17 protein-coding genes, 1 tRNA gene and 1 pseudogene are annotated in these 21,471 nt (G+C 57.1%); 9 read left to right on the top strand and 10 right to left on the bottom strand.

The features are described from left to right. Positions 1-169: 169 nt before the first annotated feature. Positions 170-242 (bottom strand) — tRNA-Lys (locus tag ACG98I_RS09055). 331 nt (positions 243-573) lie between these two features. Here ACG98I_RS09055 and ACG98I_RS09050 point away from each other — a divergent pair. Both ACG98I_RS09050 and ACG98I_RS09045 read left to right on the top strand, forming a co-directional pair. Then, positions 574-1,797 (top strand): Ig-like domain-containing protein, encoded by a 1,224-nt coding sequence (locus tag ACG98I_RS09050; RefSeq protein WP_394720177.1) that lies wholly within the window; start codon positions 574-576, stop codon positions 1,795-1,797. Positions 1,798-1,832: 35 nt separating this feature from the next. After that, positions 1,833-2,816 carry an MsnO8 family LLM class oxidoreductase gene (locus ACG98I_RS09045; RefSeq protein WP_394720176.1) on the top strand — a complete coding sequence of 328 codons (984 nt, stop codon included), beginning with the start codon at positions 1,833-1,835 and terminating at the stop codon, positions 2,814-2,816. A 3-nt stretch (positions 2,817-2,819) separates the two neighbouring features. On the opposite strand, the gene ACG98I_RS09040 is transcribed toward ACG98I_RS09045, so the two are convergent. Continuing rightward, positions 2,820-3,371, bottom strand: a complete 552-nt coding sequence (locus tag ACG98I_RS09040; RefSeq protein ID WP_394720174.1) for a hypothetical protein — start codon at positions 3,369-3,371, stop codon at positions 2,820-2,822. Positions 3,372-3,485: 114 nt separating this feature from the next. Here ACG98I_RS09040 and ACG98I_RS09035 point away from each other — a divergent pair, with 114 nt between their 5' ends. From ACG98I_RS09035 to ACG98I_RS09025, 3 genes are all read left to right on the top strand, one after another. After that, on the top strand, positions 3,486-4,184 hold the full coding sequence (locus tag ACG98I_RS09035) for a hypothetical protein (RefSeq protein ID WP_394720173.1): 699 nt from the start codon (positions 3,486-3,488) through the stop codon (positions 4,182-4,184). A gap of 102 nt (positions 4,185-4,286) precedes the next feature. Then, positions 4,287-4,466 (top strand): hypothetical protein, encoded by a 180-nt coding sequence (locus ACG98I_RS09030; RefSeq protein WP_394720171.1) that lies wholly within the window; start codon positions 4,287-4,289, stop codon positions 4,464-4,466. Between the two features lie 241 nt (positions 4,467-4,707). Then, a complete protein-coding gene (locus tag ACG98I_RS09025; protein WP_394720169.1) occupies positions 4,708-6,612 on the top strand; it encodes a hypothetical protein in 1,905 nt (634 codons plus the stop codon). Between the two features lie 223 nt (positions 6,613-6,835). Here ACG98I_RS09025 and ACG98I_RS09020 read toward each other — a convergent pair whose 3' ends face one another. Together ACG98I_RS09020 and ACG98I_RS09015 are read right to left on the bottom strand one after the other, a co-directional pair. Beyond that, positions 6,836-7,318, bottom strand: coding sequence for a hypothetical protein (locus ACG98I_RS09020; RefSeq protein WP_394720168.1), 483 nt, complete (start codon positions 7,316-7,318; stop codon positions 6,836-6,838). 410 nt (positions 7,319-7,728) lie between these two features. Beyond that, the gene (locus ACG98I_RS09015; protein ID WP_394720166.1) at positions 7,729-7,911 is read right to left on the bottom strand and encodes a hypothetical protein; all 183 of its coding nucleotides are present in this window, start codon (positions 7,909-7,911) and stop codon (positions 7,729-7,731) included. Positions 7,912-8,046: 135 nt separating this feature from the next. Here ACG98I_RS09015 and ACG98I_RS09010 point away from each other — a divergent pair. The 3 genes and pseudogenes from ACG98I_RS09010 to ACG98I_RS09000 form a co-directional block, all read left to right on the top strand. Then, positions 8,047-8,949 (top strand): annotated as a pseudogene (locus ACG98I_RS09010) (IS3 family transposase); the annotation flags it as partial. A 243-nt stretch (positions 8,950-9,192) separates the two neighbouring features. After that, positions 9,193-10,632 (top strand): IS1380 family transposase, encoded by a 1,440-nt coding sequence (locus ACG98I_RS09005; protein WP_394720164.1) that lies wholly within the window; start codon positions 9,193-9,195, stop codon positions 10,630-10,632. A gap of 263 nt (positions 10,633-10,895) precedes the next feature. Continuing rightward, on the top strand, positions 10,896-11,309 hold the full coding sequence (locus ACG98I_RS09000; RefSeq protein ID WP_394720162.1) for a hypothetical protein: 414 nt from the start codon (positions 10,896-10,898) through the stop codon (positions 11,307-11,309). Between the two features lie 69 nt (positions 11,310-11,378). On the opposite strand, the gene ACG98I_RS08995 is transcribed toward ACG98I_RS09000, so the two are convergent. The 6 genes from ACG98I_RS08995 to ACG98I_RS08970 all read right to left on the bottom strand — a co-directional run bounded on the left by ACG98I_RS08995 (position 11,379) and on the right by ACG98I_RS08970 (position 19,829). Beyond that, the gene (locus ACG98I_RS08995) at positions 11,379-12,461 is read right to left on the bottom strand and encodes a DNA cytosine methyltransferase (RefSeq protein ID WP_394720160.1); all 1,083 of its coding nucleotides are present in this window, start codon (positions 12,459-12,461) and stop codon (positions 11,379-11,381) included. Positions 12,462-12,622: 161 nt separating this feature from the next. Next, positions 12,623-13,483: a hypothetical protein gene (locus tag ACG98I_RS08990; RefSeq protein ID WP_394720158.1), complete on the bottom strand. Its 861-nt coding sequence runs from the start codon at positions 13,481-13,483 to the stop codon at positions 12,623-12,625. Continuing rightward, positions 13,480-14,235 carry a hypothetical protein gene (locus ACG98I_RS08985; protein ID WP_394732556.1) on the bottom strand — a complete coding sequence of 252 codons (756 nt, stop codon included), beginning with the start codon at positions 14,233-14,235 and terminating at the stop codon, positions 13,480-13,482. The genes ACG98I_RS08990 and ACG98I_RS08985 overlap by 4 nt, the downstream gene beginning before the upstream one ends. A gap of 140 nt (positions 14,236-14,375) precedes the next feature. Continuing rightward, positions 14,376-16,040 carry a hypothetical protein gene (locus ACG98I_RS08980; RefSeq protein WP_394720154.1) on the bottom strand — a complete coding sequence of 555 codons (1,665 nt, stop codon included), beginning with the start codon at positions 16,038-16,040 and terminating at the stop codon, positions 14,376-14,378. 163 nt (positions 16,041-16,203) lie between these two features. Beyond that, positions 16,204-17,199 carry a PD-(D/E)XK motif protein gene (locus ACG98I_RS08975; RefSeq protein ID WP_394720152.1) on the bottom strand — a complete coding sequence of 332 codons (996 nt, stop codon included), beginning with the start codon at positions 17,197-17,199 and terminating at the stop codon, positions 16,204-16,206. Further along, on the bottom strand, positions 17,199-19,829 hold the full coding sequence (locus tag ACG98I_RS08970) for a Z1 domain-containing protein (protein WP_394720150.1): 2,631 nt from the start codon (positions 19,827-19,829) through the stop codon (positions 17,199-17,201). The genes ACG98I_RS08975 and ACG98I_RS08970 overlap by 1 nt, the downstream gene beginning before the upstream one ends. Positions 19,830-20,188: 359 nt before the next feature. Here ACG98I_RS08970 and ACG98I_RS08965 point away from each other — a divergent pair, with 359 nt between their 5' ends. Further along, on the top strand, positions 20,189-21,427 hold the full coding sequence (locus ACG98I_RS08965; protein ID WP_394720148.1) for an IS256 family transposase: 1,239 nt from the start codon (positions 20,189-20,191) through the stop codon (positions 21,425-21,427). The last annotated feature ends 44 nt before the right edge of the window (positions 21,428-21,471 follow it).

Raw genomic sequence — 21,471 nt, 5'->3', positions numbered from 1 at the left:
GAACTTATGATGTGGAACACAATGTACCTACGAGTGTACCGGCTTTAGATATGCCTGGATATCCCCTTAACCCCCAACGGGGCTCAGGTCTTCGGTGCTAGGATTGAGCGCGGGAAATACAAGAAGACCAGGTGAGAAACTTTCATAGTTTCCGACCTGGTCTTGATTGTGCGCCATCAGGGTTTCGAACCCCGGACCCACTGATTAAGAGTCAGTTGCTCTACCAACTGAGCTAATGGCGCAGTGTTGTTTTGACTAGGCACCTAAAGCGTACTTTCGGTGTTTCCCCGGCCTGTGCAACGAGAATTAACTTTAACATCAGATTGCGTTAAACAAAAAATCTGCAGGTAAACAACGATTCTAGCCCCTTTTAATGAATGATTCTAGGGCGTTTATGCCGTAGTTGCTATGGCTTCGAAATAGTTGCCTGATTGAAGCTATATCTCGTCATATCCCTGCTCGGTATAAATACGATAACGAACCGGCTACGCTTGCGTGCCCAAGCTAGTGTTTTGACTGCTTTGCGGATAAGTTTAAGGGGTTGATTTGGTGCGAGAAGGTTAGGTTTGTTCGTTGTTCGGTTTGCGTAAAGTAAATACTCGTCGTTTCAGCCGTTCGGCTGTTGCGATTGCTGTTGTATCAGCGCTCGGATTGGCAGGATGCACGATTGACCGTGGAACCGATGCTGATCAAGAGGCAGCGGCGGCAGCGTCTTCATCGTCGGAAGATCTTGCACCGGAAGAAGCAGAGGAAGAAAAGCTCGCTCCGGAAGTCTCTGTCGAAGATGGCAACGATGACCATAATCCTTATGAGCCTGTCACCGTGACTTCACAGGGTGAAGGCTTGGAAGAGGTCACTATGACCAATGAAGAAGGCTATGAGGTCATGGAAGAGCTTTCTGAAGACGGGATGGAGTGGAGCTCAGCTGAGACACTGGGCTACAACCGCACGTACACAATCGAGGCCACTGATGAAAATGGTGAGTCCACAACAGTGACGTTTAAGACCCCTGAGATGGTCAATACCACTGCGGCGTCATTGTCCCCACTGCCTGATTCTGAGGTTGGCGTTGGCCAAACCATTGGTATCCGCTTCGGTGTTGCTATCCCTGACCGCGAGAAGGCTCAGGAAGCAATTACCGTGACCACCGCGCCAGAGGTTGAAGGTGCGTTCTATTGGCTCAATGACTTTGAGGTGCGCTGGCGTCCGGCTGAATACTGGGAGCCAGGTACTGAAGTAGACGTGGACGTTGATATTCAGGGCGTGGACCTCGGCAACGGTGTGTTTGGTAGTGAGAACAATGAAACCAACTTCACCATCGGTGACCGCGTGACGGCGATTGTGGATGATGCCACGAAGCTGATGACCGTGTACAAGAACGGTGAAGTCTTGCGCGAAATCCCCGTGTCCTTGGGCAAAGACGGCGGCCGCTGGGCTACCCCGAATGGTCGCTACATAATTGGTGACCGCCACGAGTCACTGTTGATGAACTCAGAGACCTTCGGCTATTCCATTGAAGACGGCGGCTACAAGACCATGGTCAATTATGCGACGCAGATGTCCTACTCGGGCATCTATGTGCACGGCGCACCGTGGTCAGAGTGGGCACAGGGCAACACTAACACCTCCCACGGCTGCATCAATGTCACAGAAGAAGCTGCCCAGTGGTTCATGAACAATACCAAGCGTGGCGACATCGTACTGGTGAAAAACACCACGGCGGGCACCCTGCCTGTTTATGACGGTCTGGGTGACTGGAATATGTCCTGGGAAGAATGGTCCGCCGGTAACGCTTAAGCTGGTGGCGAACTTTTTACCAGAGCAATGCGCGCATGAGTACAGTCGTACTTATGCGCTTTTCTGTTCTTGACCGGGCAGCCGGAACCCACAGTGAGACCTCAGATGAGACATTGCGAGGTGTGGCAACGCACGCGCAGCACGTGGAGAAACTTGGCTTTTCACGCTTCTTGGTAGCAGAGCACCACGGCGTGCCAGGGATTCCGGGCTCGCAGCCGGCGCAGCTAGCAACCTATGTTGCGGCCAATACCAGCACCGTCCGCGTGGGCACGGGTGGGATTATGGTGCCGAATCATCCGCCGTATCTCATCGCAGAGCAAATTGGTTTATTGCAGTCGCTGTTCCCGGAGCGCATTGATATCGGGTTGGGTTCGTCGGTGGGCTTTACCAAGCCGGTGCGCCAGGCACTGCGGCAGGGCGAGCCGAAGGAGCTTAAGGCGCGGCTGGAGGATGACGTAGAGGAGCTGTTGGGATATCTCGCTGGCACAGGTGCGGTGAGTTCCTACCCGGCAGATAATGCGCGCACACCCATCTATATGCTCGCTGGGTTCCGCTCAGCGCTCACGGCGGCAAGGCTGGGCATTGGAGTGATTACGGGTGGGCCTTTGTCCACGCAGGCAGATGCTATAAAGGCCTATCGGGAGAACTTCCAGCCTTCGAAGGTCTTGGATAGCCCGCACGTGATTGCGTCGATGAATATCGCCGCAGCAGATACCACGGAGGCCGCCCGGAACCTGTTGTTGCCGGAAGCCTATTCGCAGGTGCTTTCGCGTTCCACGGGTGTGTTTGATCCGCTCAGAACAGCCTCGGAGTTGGATATTGATTCCTTGACCTCGCAGCAAAAGAAGCGCATTGATGAATCGCTGGTCAATGCTATCTATGGCACAGCGGCAGAGGTGGGAGCATTGCTTGCCGATGCCACCGCGCAGCTATCCGTCGATGAATTCCTCATCACAGGCGACATTCCAGACCGCGAGGGTCGAAGCCGCAGCGAAGAGCTGCTGGCTGGCATCATGTAGTTCTTACGTGCGCTGCTCTTCGGTCGCAGTCGACATCTGCTCAATGAGTACGGAAATATTGCGAGTGGAAGAAATAAGCGCACCATAAAGTGGCCAGCTTGTTTCAGAAAGCTGATTTTCGGCCACCATTTCTCGCGCCAGTCGGTCTAATTCGTCAACAGAGGGTTCGACATCTGCGTTGGGATCACTGATTCGCCTAGCAATCGTTTTGAGGATCTCCGACCAGCGCTCACGGAAACGCTGGCCTCCGGGTGATTCTGAAGAATTTGTAGTTTCCAGCGTGCGGGTGAGGTTACGAAGGTGTGCGACGGCTTCATCGAGTCCGGTCAAAACCTGTTCGTATTTCTCCCTGCTGGTTCCTTGGAAAAGGAGACGTGGATTTCGTCGCCTGCTGTCTCTTGCAAACTGAACGGTTGACCAAGACTGATCCAAATCATTACGTAATTGCTGGACAGCTTTTGAAGATTCCCGTGCTTTGTCGCGGTCCCATTCTTCTCTGAAATCATCGCTGATTTCGACCAATATCTCGCCCATACGAACCCGGAGGGATTCCACGGTCTGGGAGGTTAAGCACTCCCAGACTGATCTGGTCAACGTCACCACTCGTGGTAACTCCTCTATGCAGGAGGATGGCGTACTGGCCAAGGACGGGCTGAAAGCCCCAAAAGCGTGAAGCGCGACAGTCCTGACGAGCGGGCATGGTACCGCCGTCACGTGCTGTCGCGCACCGGAAAAGTGACCTACGGCTACACACGTTTTCCGAGTTTTCGGGAGTTATCGCACGCCACTGACCGGGTGGATTTCATGCCGGTCTATACCCAGATTGACCGGAGCCTGGACTACGACCTGAAGCGACAGCCCGTGTGGTCGTCGATGACCGCGGAGACGGTGCCATTCGAGGGTGAGCAGTATGAGTTTGCCTCGTTCGCCACCACGGCATGGGACACGGTGGGTGATTACACCCGGGCCAAGGAGAAGGCTCGACACATTGCCGCCAATCGTCCGGGGACCACAGGGGATGACCGCCCCACAGGGTGTCTGCGCACCGTCAAGCAATGGCGGACCCTGCAGCGTCGAATCGGCCACGACGGTGAGCGACGCGTGCGCACCGACGACAGTGCCACGCTGACCGAGTTGGTCGCCGGCCACAAGGAAGGTTTGTGGTCATTGCCGGTACTGGCCTCGAAGCAGTCGGTGACTGACAAACTCACGTGGTTGTCGAGTCTCGGATACGGAGATTTTACCCGTGCTCAGTGGGAGCACATGAGCAAGCGGGATCGGCGGGCCCGGGTGCTCAAGAGCGCCGACATCGACGTGATCAAGTGCGTGGTCGAGGACGTGCTGGATGCGGCTGGTGAGGCTGCATGATCTCGCTTCCAAGCCTTGGGCGGCCACGGTCCCCACCGACGGGCGGTGCGCCGCCTGCCCAGGAAGACAACTCGCAACAACCCCGAAAGGACGCCAATCACCATGACCACCCCCACCGAAATTCAGGCCCAGATCGACGCCGAGAAGCACGCCCACGCCCGTCGTCTGGCCGAGCTGGAACAGAAGAAGCTCATCGCTGAACACGACGAGTTGACCGAGCTGATCACCGCCCACGCCCGCACCCTGCCCGCCGACGAGGTCGAGGCCCTGGAACTGGCCTAAATCCGCCACGACGTGACCCGCCTCAAGGCTGACATTAAGGCCGCGAGGAAGCTCGCGACGATGGTGTCTGAGGCTCGGAATCCAGGTCAGAACTGGGTCAGTTCTGGACCGGAAACCGGGTCGGAACTGACCCAGTAAACCAGTCAGCGCGGCCCCAGCGGCCACGCGGTGACGGCCCTCTGCAGATCATCTGCAGGGGGCCGTTGTCATGGCCCCGGACAGCCAGCGGAAGGAACGAGACATGACAGACAAAGGCCGGGCAGCATTCAACGCGCGCCACCTCCGCCACGGGACCGGACACGCCAAAGGCAAGTCCGGCACCACCGGCGACCGACAGCGGTTGCTGGAGGAGATGATGCGCGAGCTTGAAGAGAAGTGGGCGAAGCACCACGCAACGAAGAACCCGAACATCGTCTTGGATGAGACCCACCTCAACGAGAGCTTCATGTTCGACCCGGATACCGGCGGCTGGAGGACTCCGGAGTCCGTCGACGAGGTCGTCACGTACGGCGATGACCGGGCGGCACAGGTGGGCCGCAAGATCGGCGCCACATCGTTCGAGACTACGACACTGGTAGTGCACCTGCCGCGGACCCTCTGCACGGAGGTGCCTGGCTACTACCCCGTCCATGGCGAGGACGGTCAGATCAAACTCGACAAGGACGGCAAGGAGCTGCGCCGGTCGCGGTGGGTGGCCCGTGACCGGGCCGAGGCGAACCGCTACTTGATCGACGCCACGGAGTGGCTCGCCGACCACGTTCTGCCCGGCGGGCGTGAGGCCGTGCACGGATTCAACGTCCAGCATGACGAATCCACCCCGCACGTGCAGATCATGGCCGACACCTTCGCAGAGCATCCCGAGAAGCCGGGGGTGCTGCGGGTCGAGGCGTCGCAGGCGTGGGGGTCGCACCGGGATGTGCGCTACCCCGAGGACCATCCCCAGGCCGGCCAGCAGATGGGTGGTCCCCAGAAGATGCGGATGTACCAGCAGGGGTTGCGTGAGTACATGCGCTCGCTGGGCTACGAGGTGGAGCTTGAGGTCTCGGAGCGTGCCCACGAGAGTCTGGACAAGGACCGCTACGCCGCCGAGGACAATGCCCGGCGGGCGTTGGAAGCCGATCAGCAGGCACTGGCGGCCGACCGTGAGAAGTACACGGCCGATGCCGCGGTGCTGGGTATGGCGCAACGGAACTTCGACAACGATGTCGCCCTGTTCAAGGCTGACATTGAGAAACTTCGGTTCGCCAGGGAGGAGGTGGACGTCGACATGAGCAACGTTCTCGCCTTCTCCGACAAGTTGGATGAGGTGAAAGAAGAGCTTGGCGACCGCGAAAACGCTGTAACCGCTCGTGAAGAGACGGTGGAGACCCGGGAGAGAGCCGTGGAGGCCGAAGAAGCCTCACTGCCGGAGCTGAAGCGTAAAGCCCGTGAGGAAGGGCATGCGGTCGGTAAGGCTGAAGGGCTGCAGGCCGCCCAGGAAGCCGCGCAGGAGGCTGTGGCCAAGATCAAGGCCCAGGCGGCCGCTGACGCCCAGCGGGTGGCGCAGCGGGCCGCTGAGGCCGCCCAGCGGGTTCGCCACGGCGCTGAGGCCGCGGCCGCGGATAAACGCGCACAGGCCGACCAGGCGGTGGCTGATGCCGCCGTCTACCGAGCCCGGGCCCAGGACTCTCTGGCGGAGGCCGAGCAGAAACTCACCGCGGCGGCCGAGGAAGTGGCCACCATGCGCGAGGAGGCCGAGGAGATCAAGCAAACTGCCCACGCCGACGGTTTCACTCAGGGACTACGGCACGGCCACGATAAGTTCAACGAGTCTGTGGCCGATCTGCTCACCCGTGATGGCGGCGAGAAACGCATCACCATGGAGCTGATCAAGGTCTTGTCGGGTGGAAGCCAGGACCGCATCGACCAGGCCCGCACGCAGGCGATGGGCAAGCTGCGCCGTGAGGCAGAGGCCACCCTGATGATCGGTACGCCGGTGCGCCCCACGGAGCAGCAGATTGACGCGAAAACCCGACAGGCGGCCGCGACCCCGGTTACCGATCCCGAGCAGGTGCGACGGATTATGGCAGCCAGCTCTGGCACTGGGCGCGGCCCCAGCCGCGGCCTGAGCAAGGGAAAGGGCACGGGGCCCCAGTTTGGAGGATAAGCAGCAGGAGGCCCCACGGCCGCGTGGCGGGGTGGAAATACGCGCATCCCCGCCACAGACGCAGCGTTCGGGGGGGGGATTGCTGCGAGGGCGGGGATACGTTAGTGACCATAACCTCGGCACTGTAGGGGCGCATTTTTAGGGTAAGGCGTGTCGCATTGCTGGAGTTCAATTCCACAGCTCGTGTCTTGAATGTCTGGGGTCTCGCGTGTAGCAATCTCCCTTAGGGAATTTCTGACGGACGGGTCCATAGAGTCCTACCCTGAGAGGTCAGCTTGACTCCAGGCTTCCACTTGATGATGAGGTCTTTGTCCTCTTCGGTGCGTGGGAGGTAGGCGAAACCTGGGGTGTTAGTGAATCCGGGAACTGCAGGGTAGTTGGGGTCAAAGTCGACCACCTGGTTGAAGGCTACGATTTTCCGGAGGAATGCCCGCATCTTCGTCATGGAAGACTTTGAAAGGCCAGCGGGGTCGATTCTCCAGCTCCTGTACAGGCGTAGGGCCTGGTAGATGGTATTTGGATAGTAGTCGGGCCCAATTTCCCAGGGAAGATTTTCAGTAACTTGCGTGCTGATTGATTCCAGGCCGCCCTGTTTGGCGAGCTTGTGAACATATTGGCGAGAGACGCCATGAGCATTGGCGATCTCGGTTTGGCTCTTACCTTGGTTAAGCAATTGGATGACATATCCGGGACTAAGACCTGACATATTGCTGCTGGTTACCCAGTGCCCTTTCTCTGGAGCTTATCTCGACATCCTATGAAACTAGCGCTCTGTTCGCGATTAACCTATTTGTCAGTTGTTAACGCCCCCGACCTGTCGTCCTAGGCTGTCAGGTCAGAATCCGAATGCGTCTGACCTGTGGGAGGAAAGCGCATTGTGAAGCTGTGTGGGGCCGATCGTGAAGCACCCGGGAGCGGTACGCCCCGGATCCCCAGGGCGTTGGGAGCGACTCAAGCCAGGGCACCGCGACCGGAAAGCCGGGGTGGAACCGCAGCGTGTGGTTAACGTCTGTAACGGCCCGGCAACCTCTCCCGCGTGCCGGCCCCAGAGTGGAGCCCCGCATCCGCCTTTCCAGTCGTGGGGTGGATGTGAGGTTGTGTTGTTCCCGAGTGCGGCTACCTGCGCAGCGGTCCGGCGGAGTCATCGATCGCCTGGAACACCGTTTCCCAGCTCGCCCGGATGACCTTGGCCGGAGTGTTGCCCAATCGCCGTGCCGTGGCCAGGCGTCGCGGGGTGATCTCCATGGTGTCGACTCCCTGGCGTCGCGCTCGCCGGGCCGCCGAGTTGTTGATGTCCATAGGGGCGACGGCCTCCGTTCATGACGATGAATGTTCACTTCAGACTATCGCCCAACGGGCAGTGAGCCACCCTCGGGACTGACCCTGTTTAGTGGACCCCGTTCTAGCGTGTCCACTAAACGGGGATCAGGCCCCGACCTGGTGAGCCGCTTCCAGTTCGTTGACGACTACCGGAACACCCACGGGGTGAAGCGGCTGTGTGACGTGCTTGGCCTGAACCGGTCGAGCTTTTACAAATGGCATTCGGGACGCGACGCACGGAACGCCCGCCAGGACGAGGACGAAGCCCTCGTGGAACGCATGCGTGAGTACCACGAGGAATTCGATCGCACCATCGGAGTCAGGAGGATGACCATCGAGCTCAATGAGAACGCAGATCAGCCGATCAACCACAAACGCGTCGAACGGCTCATGCGCACCCACAACATCATCGGAGTGAACCTGCGCAAGCCCAAGAAGACCACCATCAAGGATCAGGGCGCGCGCGTCTTCGATGACCTCATCAAGCGGAAGTTCAAGGCTGAGGCGCCGAATCAAATCTACGTCGGCGACATCACCTACCTGCCCTGCGGCCAGGGGCAATTCCTCTACCTGGCTACCGTCATCGACGTATATTCGCGGCGTCTGGTCGGTTGGTCGATCGCTGATCACATGCGCACCAGTCTCGTCGAAGACGCCCTGGAAAACGCGGCCCGGGCACGCGGCTCACTACGCGGTGCGGTATTCCACTCCGACCACGGCCGGCAATACACCTCGTCGGCCTTCCAGGCCACCTGTCGGCGGCTGGGGGTCCGCCAGTCGATGGGCCGGATCGGATCGAGCGCGGATAACGCGATGGCCGAATCTTTCAACGCCTCCCTCAAGCGTGAGACCCTGCAAGGGGCGTGTGGTTGGGAGTCCGCCGAGGCGTGCCGACGTGAGGTCTTTAGGTGGGTCACCCGCTACAACACCCGCCGGCGTCACTCCGCCCTGGGCTACCGCTCACCTGTTGTCTTCGAGTCCGCGACGGTAGCTGCTACCGTAGGCCTCGTTGCCTAACCGACACCAACACCGTGTCCACTCCTCGGGGGGACACCCCCCACTTCCGCGGACTTGACCGGCGACGGTTGCGCTGGCGGTGATCCGGTACTGGCTGAAACGACTTTCGTAACACGACCTAGCCCGGCCTTTTCACGGTGATGGTCTAACACGACCCCGAAAATAGAAGAAGTGACCCCTCTGACCAGGTAAATTGATTGTTACCACACAAGAAATTTCCGAACCAGAAAGGTCACCTACACGGTGAAGACTACCACCATCACTATCGGGCCTCCCACAACACGCCAGCTCTGCTCCAACGCCGGGCTCATCGCCTTCGCACGCACCGCCACCAACCTCGGCGTCACCGACATCGTCGACGAGGCGTTCCTCGGACTGCAGAAACCGACCCTGACACACACCATCGGCTCAACGATGACCTCAATGGCGTTGGCGTTGATCCTCGGCGCCGACGACGCCAGCGACATCGACCTGCTGGCCCCACTGGTGGCCACCGGCCTGATCACCCAGATCCCGTCGGACTCGACGATCCACCGCCGGCACCAGGACATCGCCGAGGATGACAAGCACGCGCAGACCTCCTACTACGCGGCGATGAAAACACTGCGCACCCGGGCCTGGAACCAACTCGCCGACCGCAACCCGGCCTACTGGGCCACCGAGTCGAATCCACTGGTCATCGACATCGACGCCACCGAAATACGTGCCCACTCCAACAAAGAGCTGGCCACCCCGACCTGGAAGAAGCACTTCGGCTTCCACCCCTTGTGCGCCTTCGTCGACTTCGGCGATCAGCACGGCGGCGAAGTCCTGGCCGTCCAACTACGCACCGGCAAAGCCGGCTCCAACACCATCGACGACCACAAACACATCCTGGCCATGGCGTTGGCGTCACTACCCGAACACGCCGACGGTCAACCCTGGGGCAAGCGCCTGGTGATCCGATCGGACGCCGGTGGCGGATCAACGAAGTTCCTCACCCACCTCGACGAGCTCGGGCACGGCTACCTTGTCGGTTTTCGGGCGACCGAAGCGATCGGGGAGATAGCCTCGACCACCGGCCAGCTGGTCAAGTCGCATATCCTGCGCCCGGACGGCACGCCAGCACAGCTGGAGACCGGGTTCATCGCTGAGATCACCGACCGCATTCGTACCTGGGGTAAACGCCGCCCGCCGACGATCAGCATCAACCTGGACAACCACCCCGACGGGATGCGGGTCATCATGAAAGCCGAACACCCCGCCAGTGGAGCACAGTTGAATATCACCGACGTCGACGGCCGCCGGGTCCGGTTGTTTGTGACGAACCTGCCGGGGCAGCCGCAACGGTTGGACCGCGCCTACAGCCTGCGGGGGCGATGCGAGCAGCGCATCAAAAACCTCAAGGACCTGGGACTATCGAAACTCCCGCACCACAGCTTCGGGATGAATCAGGCGTGGATCTATGCGGTGATGCTGGCACACAATCTCATCGTGTACACCGGACTGGCGAACGCTCAGGCTGATTATCAGGAGAAGTGGTGGGCGTGGGAACCGAAGACCCTGCGGGCCCGGATCGTCAGCATCGCCGCGGTGGTCATCCGGCATGCCCGGCGGTTGGTGCCACGTGTTGATCAGGCCGCACCCTGGCAACAGTTGCTGCGCCAGGTGCTGGCGCGCCAACACGCCCGAGTACCGACGTAGACGCTGACTCTGTCTCCTGGTTTCTGCGCTGTCCCTGTTGTTCCGAGCTCCCGCTTCGTTTTGAGGAAAGGACCTTATCCCCACGCTGACCCCGGCACCCTGGGGTGGTTTCTCATGCCGTCATCCGCGAGGGTTCACTGTCGCGTCAACGACCATCACTTCGGAGGCCCCGTGAAAAATCCAGGCTAACGATGAAAATGTGCCGTGCCGATAAAATAGCTCAAAGCGCGTGCAGAAGACGAGGCGATTGCCATAATGGATTTATGCCCATCTCGTTGACATTCAGTGATTACACGGCTTCCGGCCATTCATATGCGGACGTTTTAGGCGTGAAGTACAGATTTCCAAGGATCTATCGCAAACTAGTCATCCCCGGCGAGACCGCAGTGTTTTATACCGGACAACGGGCTTATCCAGGGAAGACCCCGCTTTCATATCTGGGTATCGCAATTGTTTCTGATGTCCGAGAAAAAGAAGGGCCTGGCGATGGCGCTTTGGAATGCGGATTTCGTCTGTTTACCGAGTTTAAGAACCCGGTCCCTTTTAAGTGGGAGGGAGACTATCTTGAAACCAAGGCCCAAACGAATCCGAACCATTGGAGGCAGGGAGTGAGAAGGATCGATCAGAGTGAACTCGATAGCATCCTCACGCTCGAAGAGCAGATCAGAAAGGTTTAATCAGCACCCGATATGTATACGCTTATCTGCCATCGTAAAGTGTCCTGCTTTCCTGCTTGACATGCCACGCTACCGTAGGATTCCTTGAGAAATCCCCTTAGCAAGATACTCCCCCATACGAACCGGAACAGCGTTCCCAATAAGCTGCTCCGCGTTGGTCCTGGCGCAACTAAATTTAAAGTCCGCGGGGAAAGTCTGGATCTGAGCGCGCTCAATCGTCGTCAGCTCTCGGAGGTTACTCGTTGTTTTAGGGTTCACCGGATCTGCCGGATGCTTTTCATATGTCTTAGGGATGGGGCGGTTGACTCCCCTGATCGTCGGCGACGGCTCATCCACCGAGAAAATTCCACGACGCAAATAGCTTCGGGGATGACGATAATAGTGGTCGAACTCGAGCTCCTTTTGTCCCACCTCACGAACGTATTCGCGAATCGTCATCGGCTTAGCGGCTAAGTTATCTTGCCAAGTTTCCAACACGCGCGCCACAAGAGAGCGGTCCCTAGAGCCGAAGGCAATCAATCTCTTTCGAGACTGCGGGACTCCCATGAGCGACGCGTCGAGCACAACGGGTTCAATGGCATACTTAAGACTCCTCATGTGCTGAATCGCTCGCTGGTATGCACCTGCCTTCGCGGCTATCGACACGTTTTCCATCAAAAAGAATTCAGGCTCAAATTCCTCGATGATTAGAGCAAACTTTTCTGTTAAGTCAGCCCTGTCACCTTCAACCCTCTTTCCAGCTGAAGAAAAATCTTGGCACGGCGGTCCCCCGATAATCGCAGGAAACTGCTTCCCCGACTGCCGGTACTTGCTGAGTTCGTCGACGGTTGCATCGACGTCCGAAAGATCTAGAATTCTTGCCTCGGGTTGCCCGGCACCTTGGTGATTCAGATTGAACGTATCAACTGCGCAATCCCAATTGTCATAAGCACCCAGAACCTTGAACCCGGCGTTCTGAAAGCCCATCGATAGGCCGCCACATCCGCTAAACAGATCGACAACATCTGGAAGCTCCGTCTTCGTAATACCCGGAATTGCGCTGTAAGAATCAGCCGACGATAACATCGTCTGACTTGCAGGTTGAGCGGGTAAACGCTCCGCCTCGTTTGGCTGATGGGTGCCTGGCCGATTGGACGAAGTGTTAGTACTCATGTTTGACATGGTATTAGATTGACCGGACACAGGCCGTGAGACATCAGTTGGCATATAGCCCAATTTAGTTGGGCTCAGCCGTTTTCCTGAATTCGCGAGGCGCTGGTGCTTACACGGGCCGACCACCTGCTGCGTAATCTGGCTGCCAGGACCGCTACCACTCACTGAACGTCCCTAGTCTTCTTCGTTCTCCTCTCTTTTTCCTTCTTTCCCCACTCATCTCTAATCTGCGGCAACGACTCGCGTATTTCAACAAGAAAATCGTTGACCAGTCCATTCACCTCATTCTCCGACAACACGGCATCATCGACATACGCGAGCCTGCGGAGGAGGCGTGCCGAAATTTCACCGATCGCCTTGGTCCTGGGAATACCAATCTGTCCGTAAAGCTGGTAAAACTCGTCGCGCCTAGTACCGAATACGGACATCAGAGTGGAGTTAGCAGCAAGCCCGTCAGGGCGTTCGAGGAGCTGAGTCATCTCAGTCTCAGTCAACTGTCCGATTAACTCTGGATCGTTATTAAACCGGACAGGGCGCCACCAATACCTCGCCCACGTGTGTCGAGTGAGGTCGCCCCCAATCCATCGCTCAACATTCCATGTTTCATCCTGACTAGTGCGTGCGAACCGCCATCGCCAGTGCGTCAAATCAGGAAGAAACGCCAGCGAAAACCAAGACCAGACCTCATTCGAACCGGCTTCGGCCCAGCGCATGGGTGCTAATTCATGAAAGGCCAGGGTTAACTTGTGGTCCAGGTCCGACCGTGCATCGTCACCAGGATCATCTGTCATGTCGTACGCGTCATAAGAACGGCGAGCTCTAAACCCGAACGGCTCCGCAATCTCGATTATCGCGTCCCTGAGCTCCTGAAGGTCTCTGCTGTTTTTCCTCTGGCCGACACCGCTGTAGTCAAACGATGACACATCTAAATTGACTTCCGGTCCGCTCGTACCGCTCACTTTCTCAAACAATGACTCAGCAGTGGACCTGTCCATTCGGGGCCATACATAATAATTGGTCACTTTATTATCCTTCCAGCGCCGATGTCTCTAGCAAGACTGTCAAAGTATGCTCGCCTGTGTGAGACCCTTGAGGACCCAGACTCGCTGTCCCAAGTGGCGTCTCCGGAGTCGACGACAAATTCCGCCAACACGGCGCCGACCGAACCGTCTTCGTGCCCTTCGAGGTCCAAACTGTCTTCAGATCTCAAGAAGTAGGCGAGCTCGAGGAGCGTGGCGATTACTCCATGCTCGAGATTTTCAAGTAACGCGGTCTGTTCCCGGTCAGGCTTTGTCGCCTCGATCGCTTTAACCAACTTTTCATCACGTTGATTGATCATGACTTGGAACGTCGAGCTGAATCTTGCCTCCAGCTGTGTCGATGTAACCAGGTACCAGGAAGCATTATTCGGGTATGCGGTAGACGTGAAATCCACCACGGCCATCGGAAATACCGATCCGTCGCCTTCGACGGAGATTGGTACTTCTTCTCGAAGGAGCATGGAGCCGGGCTTGCTCGCCACCCACGCTGGAGTGAAGGACAGAGAGTTCATAAGAATCAGCGATGTCCGGAGTTTGATTGTGCTACTAATCTCATCGCCGGACAGCCTCGCCCTTATGTGAACTGGTTCTACACCGATTGGTGCCCGGTACACGGATCGACGAAATTTTGTGGAGTCGCTAAACCAACTCACCGCGATGCCCAAAACTGCAGCGTCGGGTAAACCGGTAGTGCGAATGATCTCCGGACGGTCTATTTCGATAGATCTGGTCACATAAATGTCAGTGCCTTGGCTCCAATGCGGAATACTCGATTCTAAAGGCTCCAGGCTGTCGCCGTTTTCGATGGACCACTCCTGTGCATGTAATGCCGCCGGCGAAGGGGTCAAATAGGGCGTATCAAGCGGAGAAAACACTAGGAAGCCCTTCCAACGGTTGCACGAAGTGCGACATTCTCGATCTGCCGAAATCGCACAGTAAAGTGTCCTGGCCCCAATGTCTTAGCATCTACTTTTTCGTCCGTGGAGACTAGGCGACCGTCTTCGTCGAACCACCCGAGGAAATCGGGTACGGGAGACCCTAACGGGCCGCCATCTTTTCCTTCCTTCTTGTTTTTGATGAGCACGACATACGCAGAGGCTTCGATGACCAAGTCTTTGGGGAAGCTAGCCGCGACCTCGATCGGCAACTCAACAGTCGGATTGCCTTCAAAGAGTCTGACAGCAGAACGTCCACGGACACTGAATCCCTTGCTGGAACTTTTAGCATTTTTCCCGCTACCGTTTGGGTGTCGTTTCTTTGGACCCGAGCCCGTGGCACGGGTGCCCGTCGCGCCCTGCACGAACGTGCCCAATTTGTGTGAAAGCCGACCCAATCCCTGGACGGTTTTTGACCTGGCACCACTGCGAGCGTTTACGAGCGACTCAGTCTCTGCTCTGATGAAGGACGAGGACTTAATAACAATCCCGCGATCATCCCCTGTTAGTCCTGCGGTTGACCAGTCATCATGCGTCGGTGGCTCAGCAACAGCGAAGCTTTCATCCGCGAAGGCGGTGCTCCTGAAGACACCGACATAACCGATTTCAGGAGTCGGCATTTGCACTGTGGGCAGGAAGTCCACCACCAATTCAGCTTGCCGCATACGTGCGATATGACGGTATGGAGCCTCGATTGGTGCCTCACCAAGGATTGAATCAAAGACATCCCCCTGACTACCGAGCATGGATTGGACAACCCATTCAGTGGAGAATTCTCCAATCGGCTTAGCGTACTTCTTCATCGTGCAATCGATGCCCTCTCGCAAAGAGATGTTGTCAAGCGCCCTTGCGAAGTCCCTCAAGACGGGAACGTTCTCAATTGACGGGAAGTCCAGCGCCTCCCCCTCTACTTCCACGCTGAAGTAAATCGACTGAGGCCTGGTCTGGGTATGGAACTTTGGCCACAGGTTCCAATAAATATGCCTGCGTAGCCTTTCACCTAACGATTGCGGCGTTTCCTTCGGGTTTTCCAGAGTGATGTCGGGCAGGAGAATCACTATGTCAGAGCCAGTCTCTCCTTCCGCAAACCCTGGCAGACCAAGATCTCTCGCTGCGAAAGCCGCTTGCTCTCCGAGCAATGGGTCTGGGACGTCGTCTACGACTTCTCCCCACCAATGTCTTCCTGTGAATCGCCGCCCGTCTTCATCATCAAAGGCATTGCTAAGGGCGGCGCCCATGAGTCTTCGGCCAGTTTTCCCCGTCTCCAAATTGCGAGAATCGACGAGAATCGCAGATGCTTCACTAATTCGGTAGTAAATCCCCTTGCCGAAACCGTAAGTTCCTCCGCCTAGGTGTGTATCGCGAGCCTCACCCACATTCCTAAGAAACTGGATGAAGTTGGCTGATTGGCCTTCCCTTACGGCTTCGTCAGATCGGATGGGGCCGTCGAGCCCTACGGTGCCTCGATCGCTCACGATCAGAACGAGCGAATCTGGCCCCACCTCTCGGAGGGCGCGCCCTGGTTTTCCTGGAAGCGTGGAGTTTCCGAGAAACTTCTTCCAGGTTTTGGAATGATCTCCAAGGCGCTTCAGTGAGAACTTCACTGTCACCGCACCTGAATCCGACCGACGCGCATCCCAGCTATTCTGGACAGCTTCTCTCACCAGCACCGCGTACTCGCCAAGGCGTGGGCGCCCCAATTGGTTCTTTATCCCGCTTCCGGTGTTGTCACCTTCAGGACGAAACGGCTGCGCCCACCATTCTGCGTTAGCTCGCAATTTCAGACACCAATTCCTTTAGCTCGATGAACTTCAACTTCGGCTGTACCTCGGAAAGCCGAAGTTCATACTGGATTCCATCTAACGCATGACTCAAAAGCGGACTTAATTCTTCAACGGTCAGCCTCGGAAAGGAGTGATCGACTTCGACAACCCCTAGTTTGGTCACGCGCAGTTTCACTGAGTCTTCAACATCTTGAAAGACCCCGAGCGACGCAGCTTTCATACGAAGATCGTCTCCCTCCGACGAACGGTTCGCGATAGACTCCAGCAACTCATGAACTGTGAGTCCTTCTTCAGACTCTTCCAGCCCAACTACCGCCAAATACAAGGGATTGGCTCCGCTTTGAGAGAGTTGATTAATTCCGTGAATCGAAATCGTTCTAGAGCTGACACCGATCGCTTTCACCTCAATGGATGCCCAAGGTACCTCGAAGTCATGTTCATCCTGGTTCGGCCCTGTCCACCAATTCGCCGAAAAATTTTCAGCTTGAAGCTCAAGCTGATCCATTACCGCCAGTTCAGCAAAAATCGCGTACTTCTCATGAAGAGAGAGCGACTTCGCCGAAGCTAAAGTGGAAAAAAGCCGCCGCCACGAATTCACCGTTGCCACAGCTCGCTGGGCTGGGTCAGAGGCTGTCTCGATCGACTCTAAGATGTCCACTACTACTCGATCGAACTGCTCATTCAGCTTCGGGACCCGACAGAACACGTCTAGGTATCGACCTTCGACCGCGGCGCCATCGTCAAACTCGAATCTTTGCTCATCCACGCCCACCGAGAGGGGACTCCGTGTGTTAACGGAGTACCGGCCCGGGCCTGCCGGCACAAGAAGATGACGTACATGGTTTTCATCTAGCGCGAGGAGCAATTTGCGCTCAATGGCTGACTCTGGAAGACGGATAGCAGACCAGTTCCCGCCAGAATCCCTCTCCTCGAGTTCTCGCCAAGCCCGGTCAAGAAAGTCATTGGGTAGCCCGCTCATCAATGGTCCTTGCTTCCGTCCGCGAACACATCCTCGTCAATGTCAACTTCCTCCGGGTAGGCAGACACATCGACGGACATGTGGGTGGAACGAACCGATGCCCTCTCGCTGTCGGAAAGGTTGTCTTGAGGAAAGACAAGGCCTAGGCCGAGAATGTCCATCGGTGCCCCCATCTTGTAACGCACCGCCTTCGCCTTCTCCGTCGTCGGCTCGCTATTGCGGTGGATCGGGTAAAGCACAAGCAAGCCGTTATCCTTCGTGGCGTCCGACTCAAGACGCTTAAGCTTGAGTTCGGATTCCGTGTAGGATTTCGCTTCCTTTGTGGTCATCTCCGGCATGTCAATCACCAGGTCTTGCGGGGTCATCAGTGTTCCGATGTCAGCAATTGGCGACGGGTCCTTCAGAGGCGCACGGTTTACAAATGGCACGTCGTACCCAGCGAATTCCTGCGGATCTTTTTGGCCCGAGCGAATGGCAATGTTCCAACGCGTCAGTTGCGGATGATCTGCACCGTTACGCTCCGTGATGTACTTCTCAAGCATCTCGCGGTTGATGTCTGCCTGGTCAGGAAGAATTTCATAACGGTCGAGAAACTTGAGCACATCACCGACCGGGACGTTCTTGAACAGCAAGCTTCCGTTGGACAGTGTGGTTCCCTTCGAGAGCCGCTCTGCCGCCCGAACTAGATCCAAACCGGCGTCCCAGTTGTTCTCGAGCCACTCGAGATCGTTCCTCTTGTAATAGCGCACCTGCAGTCGCGCTCCAGAGTAAGACGTTCGAGCCGGCTGCGCCGCACCCATCTTTGCCGTGACACGGAGCGACGGATGGGTTCTGATACGCACAGCTGCGTCCATTGGAGTCATGTGCTGCAACTGATACATGTTAATGTCGCTACGCATTTCATGTTCGACCAGGGAGAGATGGCGGAAGGCTCGCCGCAGCGAATCAGTAGTCCAAATCCTGGGCAGGTCCTCGTAGCCGTTTCGGAAGCCAAACCAGCGGCCCATCTGCAGTAGCGTGTCGTAAGTGTTTGTAGGCCTGAGAAAGATGCTGGAAACTAGCCCTTCCAACGTAATGCCACGGGAGAGAGTGTTTCCACCTACTGCAATGATTGTGTTGTAGTCATGTTCATCGTAATCAAGGCGTTCTTCACTCTTAGAGTTGTCAATCACGATGCGAACGTCATTGAGGACGTGTGGAACGTAGTGCATGACATCCGCAAACAGCTCGGTTTCTCGTCCCCAATCAGATGCAGGGACGCTGGCACCTTCCGACACCCATTGTTTTTCGAGCCTATTCAGTTCGGCGCTGGCGGATGCATCGATCGCCTTTTTTAGACGATCGAGCTCCCTTTGAATGACCGATTCATAGGACTCGTGAATCTTAGTTTTGAAAGACGTGTGAATAAGCATCGAGCTGTCTACGGGTCCCTGCCGGCCCCACCGTGCTGCCGTGGCCAAAACAAACCACGAAATTGCGTCGCGCAACTCGTTAGTCATCGTCGGTGCGAATCCGTCCTCATCATCCTTTGTTTTGGGGCGGTATAGGAACTCGTCCTCCTCTGGAATCTCGCGAATCATGTCATAACCGTCGATGTCATCGCTGTCTCGATCGAGGACGTCACGACCAAAAAGAACCTCGGGGCCGAAATATCCCTCCGGCTGAGGCAACGAATAGATAAAATCCTTTGGATATAAATCGGTGCTGTCATTCGGATCGATGAACACGTTGGCGAAGGGCGATGCCGTGTAACCGATATAGGTGCTTCGCGGCATCAGCTGCAGAATTTCACGAATGAGCGGGTTGATGCTCCTCGTCGCCACTGAAGCCTGATCAGCCTCATCGTCAATGATCAGTACCTGCTGATTCTGGAGCGCCTTCACTGCTTCGGGTGCGCTGAGCCATTTCAGCAGCTTTTTCAGAACAACGTGGTTCTTCTTGACCACAAGCAGCGACGTTTTCCCGGGGTTCCGCAGGTAAGCAGCGGCGTCGTGCTTCGTCGTCTTGTCATTGTCATTCAACGACGACAGGTCAAAATCCGAGGAGGAGCTGGTCAGGGGGAACCAGCGGCCCTTATTTGCCGGAATGAGGTAGTGATAAAGCCTGTCTTGCGTCTGTCGTCGAAGCGCGTTGTGAATTCCGGCGAGAACGATAACCATGCGATAGTCCCGGTCCGCTAGCTTCGCAGCAACAGCTGTGAAGTTAGTTGTCTTGCCACTCTGGATAAAACCGACCACAAGGCCCTTTGATGCGTACGGTTCTACTGCAGGATCCGGAGTCAGACCGACAATCGCGTCACTTGATTCATGGACCGAAGGAAGCTGAAAATCCTTGCCTTCTTCTTCCATCGTGTTGACGAAATATGACCAGGTGGGGTCCGTGGATTGAGCTCCCGGGTACCAGCCCTCCCGTGTGCGGGTCATCACCGGTCCGCCCTCACCGACGCGATCAACTCCAGCCTTGTACCAATGACGGAACTGTTCAGCTTCGTCGTCTTTGATAAACCCGAACGACTGGTATTGAGAAATGGCCGGTTCCAAGCCCATCTGAATAGCGTTCTGACGAATCAGATTGAACTTCTCTTGCAAACGGTCGTGCACCGGTACTCCTGCTCCGAATTTTTGGGACATGCTTAATGTATCCACATCTAGCACTTACTCGCCGCTGTTGGCGACATCATCTTACCCCACACTCGGGGAGTGATTATTGATTCAGGTTAATTCGTAGGACCGACATCCGCTGGTAAACGTTCGTAAGGAATTTTGAGAAGGAAGCAATCGTGTAGCAATCGATGGACAACTCGGGCCACTTTGCCCCACGCGGCCCAAAGGTGGAGCGGGTGATTCTCACGAGATTCCACTCGTTGGTTGGTTGCGTCCGTTAGCGTGGTGTATCTGTAACTGCCGGTGACGACCTCATGAATGCACGAGGCGACCACCGCAGTACCTTTCGACTAAACTCCTACATCTCCTCGAAAGGAACCACCACGATGGCCGCTGGCCCCCATTCTATCGACCCCACCACCTATCTCGACGACCTGCTGTCTCAAGCCTCTCCGGACCTGATGAGACAGATGCTCCAGAACTTCATCAACCAGATCCTGTCCACCCAGGCCGACCAGATCTGCGGCGCCGACTACGCCACCACCTCCGAGTCGCGCACCAACGTTCGTAACGGCTACCGCCACCGCGACCTCGACACCCGGGTCGGCACCGTCGACGTCGCCGTGCCGAAACTACGCACAGGTTCCTTCTTCCCCGACTGGCTGCTGGAACGACGCACACGCGCCGAACGAGCCCTGACCACCGTCATCGCCACCTGCTACCTCAAAGGCGTGTCCACCCGCAGGATGAACGACCTGGTCGCCAGCCTGGGGATCAACAATCTCTCGAAGTCCCAGGTCTCAGACATGGCCAAGGATCTCGACCAGATGGTGGAGGACTTCCGGACCCGCCCGTTGGATACCGGCCCGTATCTGTATGTTTCGTGTGACGCGTTGACGATGAAGGTTCGCGAAGGCGGACGCGTCGTGAAGACTTCCGTCCTGTTGGCCACCGGGGTCAACGCCGAAGGCTATCGGGAGTTGCTCGGTATGCAGGTCGCCACATCTGAGTCGGTAGCCTCGTGGACTGGATTCTTTCGCGACCTGAAAGCCCGAGGCCTGGACCAGGTGTACCTGGTCACCAGCGACGCACATCTGGGCATCCAGCACGCCATCAGCGACGTCCTGCCCAACGCCTCCTGGCAGCGGTGCCGCACGCATTTCGCGAAAAACCTCTCCGGTCTTGTGCCGAAAAACCAGTGGCCGACGTTGTCGGCGATGTTCCACACGATTTTTCAGCAACCGGACGCTGAAGCGGTGTGGAAACAGGCCCGGGAGGTTGTGGCGTTCTGTGAGCAGAAGTTCCCGCACGTCGCCGACTACCTCGAGGAAGCCTTAGACGAGCTGCTGGCGTTCACTCAGGCCCCGAAGGCAGTATGGACGAAGGTGTGGTCGAATAATCCGACGGAGCGGTTGAACCGGGAGATTCGGCGGCGTACTGACGTCGTGGGGATTTTTCCCAACCGGGAGGCGGTGATCCGTCTGGTCGGGGCAGTGCTTGCGGAGCAGCATGATGACTGGATCCAGCAGAAGCGTTACATGTCGTTGGCGAGTCTGGAGCAGACGAAGGCGATGATGGCTGCCAACGTCATCGATGCCGACGAGCCCACTGTGGAGGTCGCATGATTCCCCGCCAGCACCAGGCTCGGGCCGGGCCCTGAGACTGTCAC

The organism is Corynebacterium sp. L4757 (genome assembly GCF_043673995.1).
GTDB lineage: Bacteria > Actinomycetota > Actinomycetes > Mycobacteriales > Mycobacteriaceae > Corynebacterium.
The sequence above is the reverse complement of the archived record's forward strand: the minus strand, read 5'-3'. Positions and strand labels throughout refer to the sequence as shown.

Coding starts and splice junctions, on each gene's coding strand:
- ACG98I_RS09045 (WP_394720176.1), top strand. CDS start 1,833: ATGAGTACAGTCGTACTTATGCGCTTTTCTGTTCTTGACCGGGCAGCC.
- ACG98I_RS09030 (WP_394720171.1), top strand. CDS start 4,287: ATGACCACCCCCACCGAAATTCAGGCCCAGATCGACGCCGAGAAGCAC.
- ACG98I_RS09025 (WP_394720169.1), top strand. CDS start 4,708: ATGACAGACAAAGGCCGGGCAGCATTCAACGCGCGCCACCTCCGCCAC.
- ACG98I_RS09020 (WP_394720168.1), bottom strand. CDS start 7,318: ATGTCAGGTCTTAGTCCCGGATATGTCATCCAATTGCTTAACCAAGGT.
- ACG98I_RS09015 (WP_394720166.1), bottom strand. CDS start 7,911: ATGGACATCAACAACTCGGCGGCCCGGCGAGCGCGACGCCAGGGAGTC.
- ACG98I_RS09000 (WP_394720162.1), top strand. CDS start 10,896: ATGCCCATCTCGTTGACATTCAGTGATTACACGGCTTCCGGCCATTCA.
- ACG98I_RS08995 (WP_394720160.1), bottom strand. CDS start 12,461: ATGAGTACTAACACTTCGTCCAATCGGCCAGGCACCCATCAGCCAAAC.
- ACG98I_RS08975 (WP_394720152.1), bottom strand. CDS start 17,199: ATGAGCGGGCTACCCAATGACTTTCTTGACCGGGCTTGGCGAGAACTC.
- ACG98I_RS08970 (WP_394720150.1), bottom strand. CDS start 19,829: ATGTCCCAAAAATTCGGAGCAGGAGTACCGGTGCACGACCGTTTGCAA.
- ACG98I_RS08965 (WP_394720148.1), top strand. CDS start 20,189: ATGGCCGCTGGCCCCCATTCTATCGACCCCACCACCTATCTCGACGAC.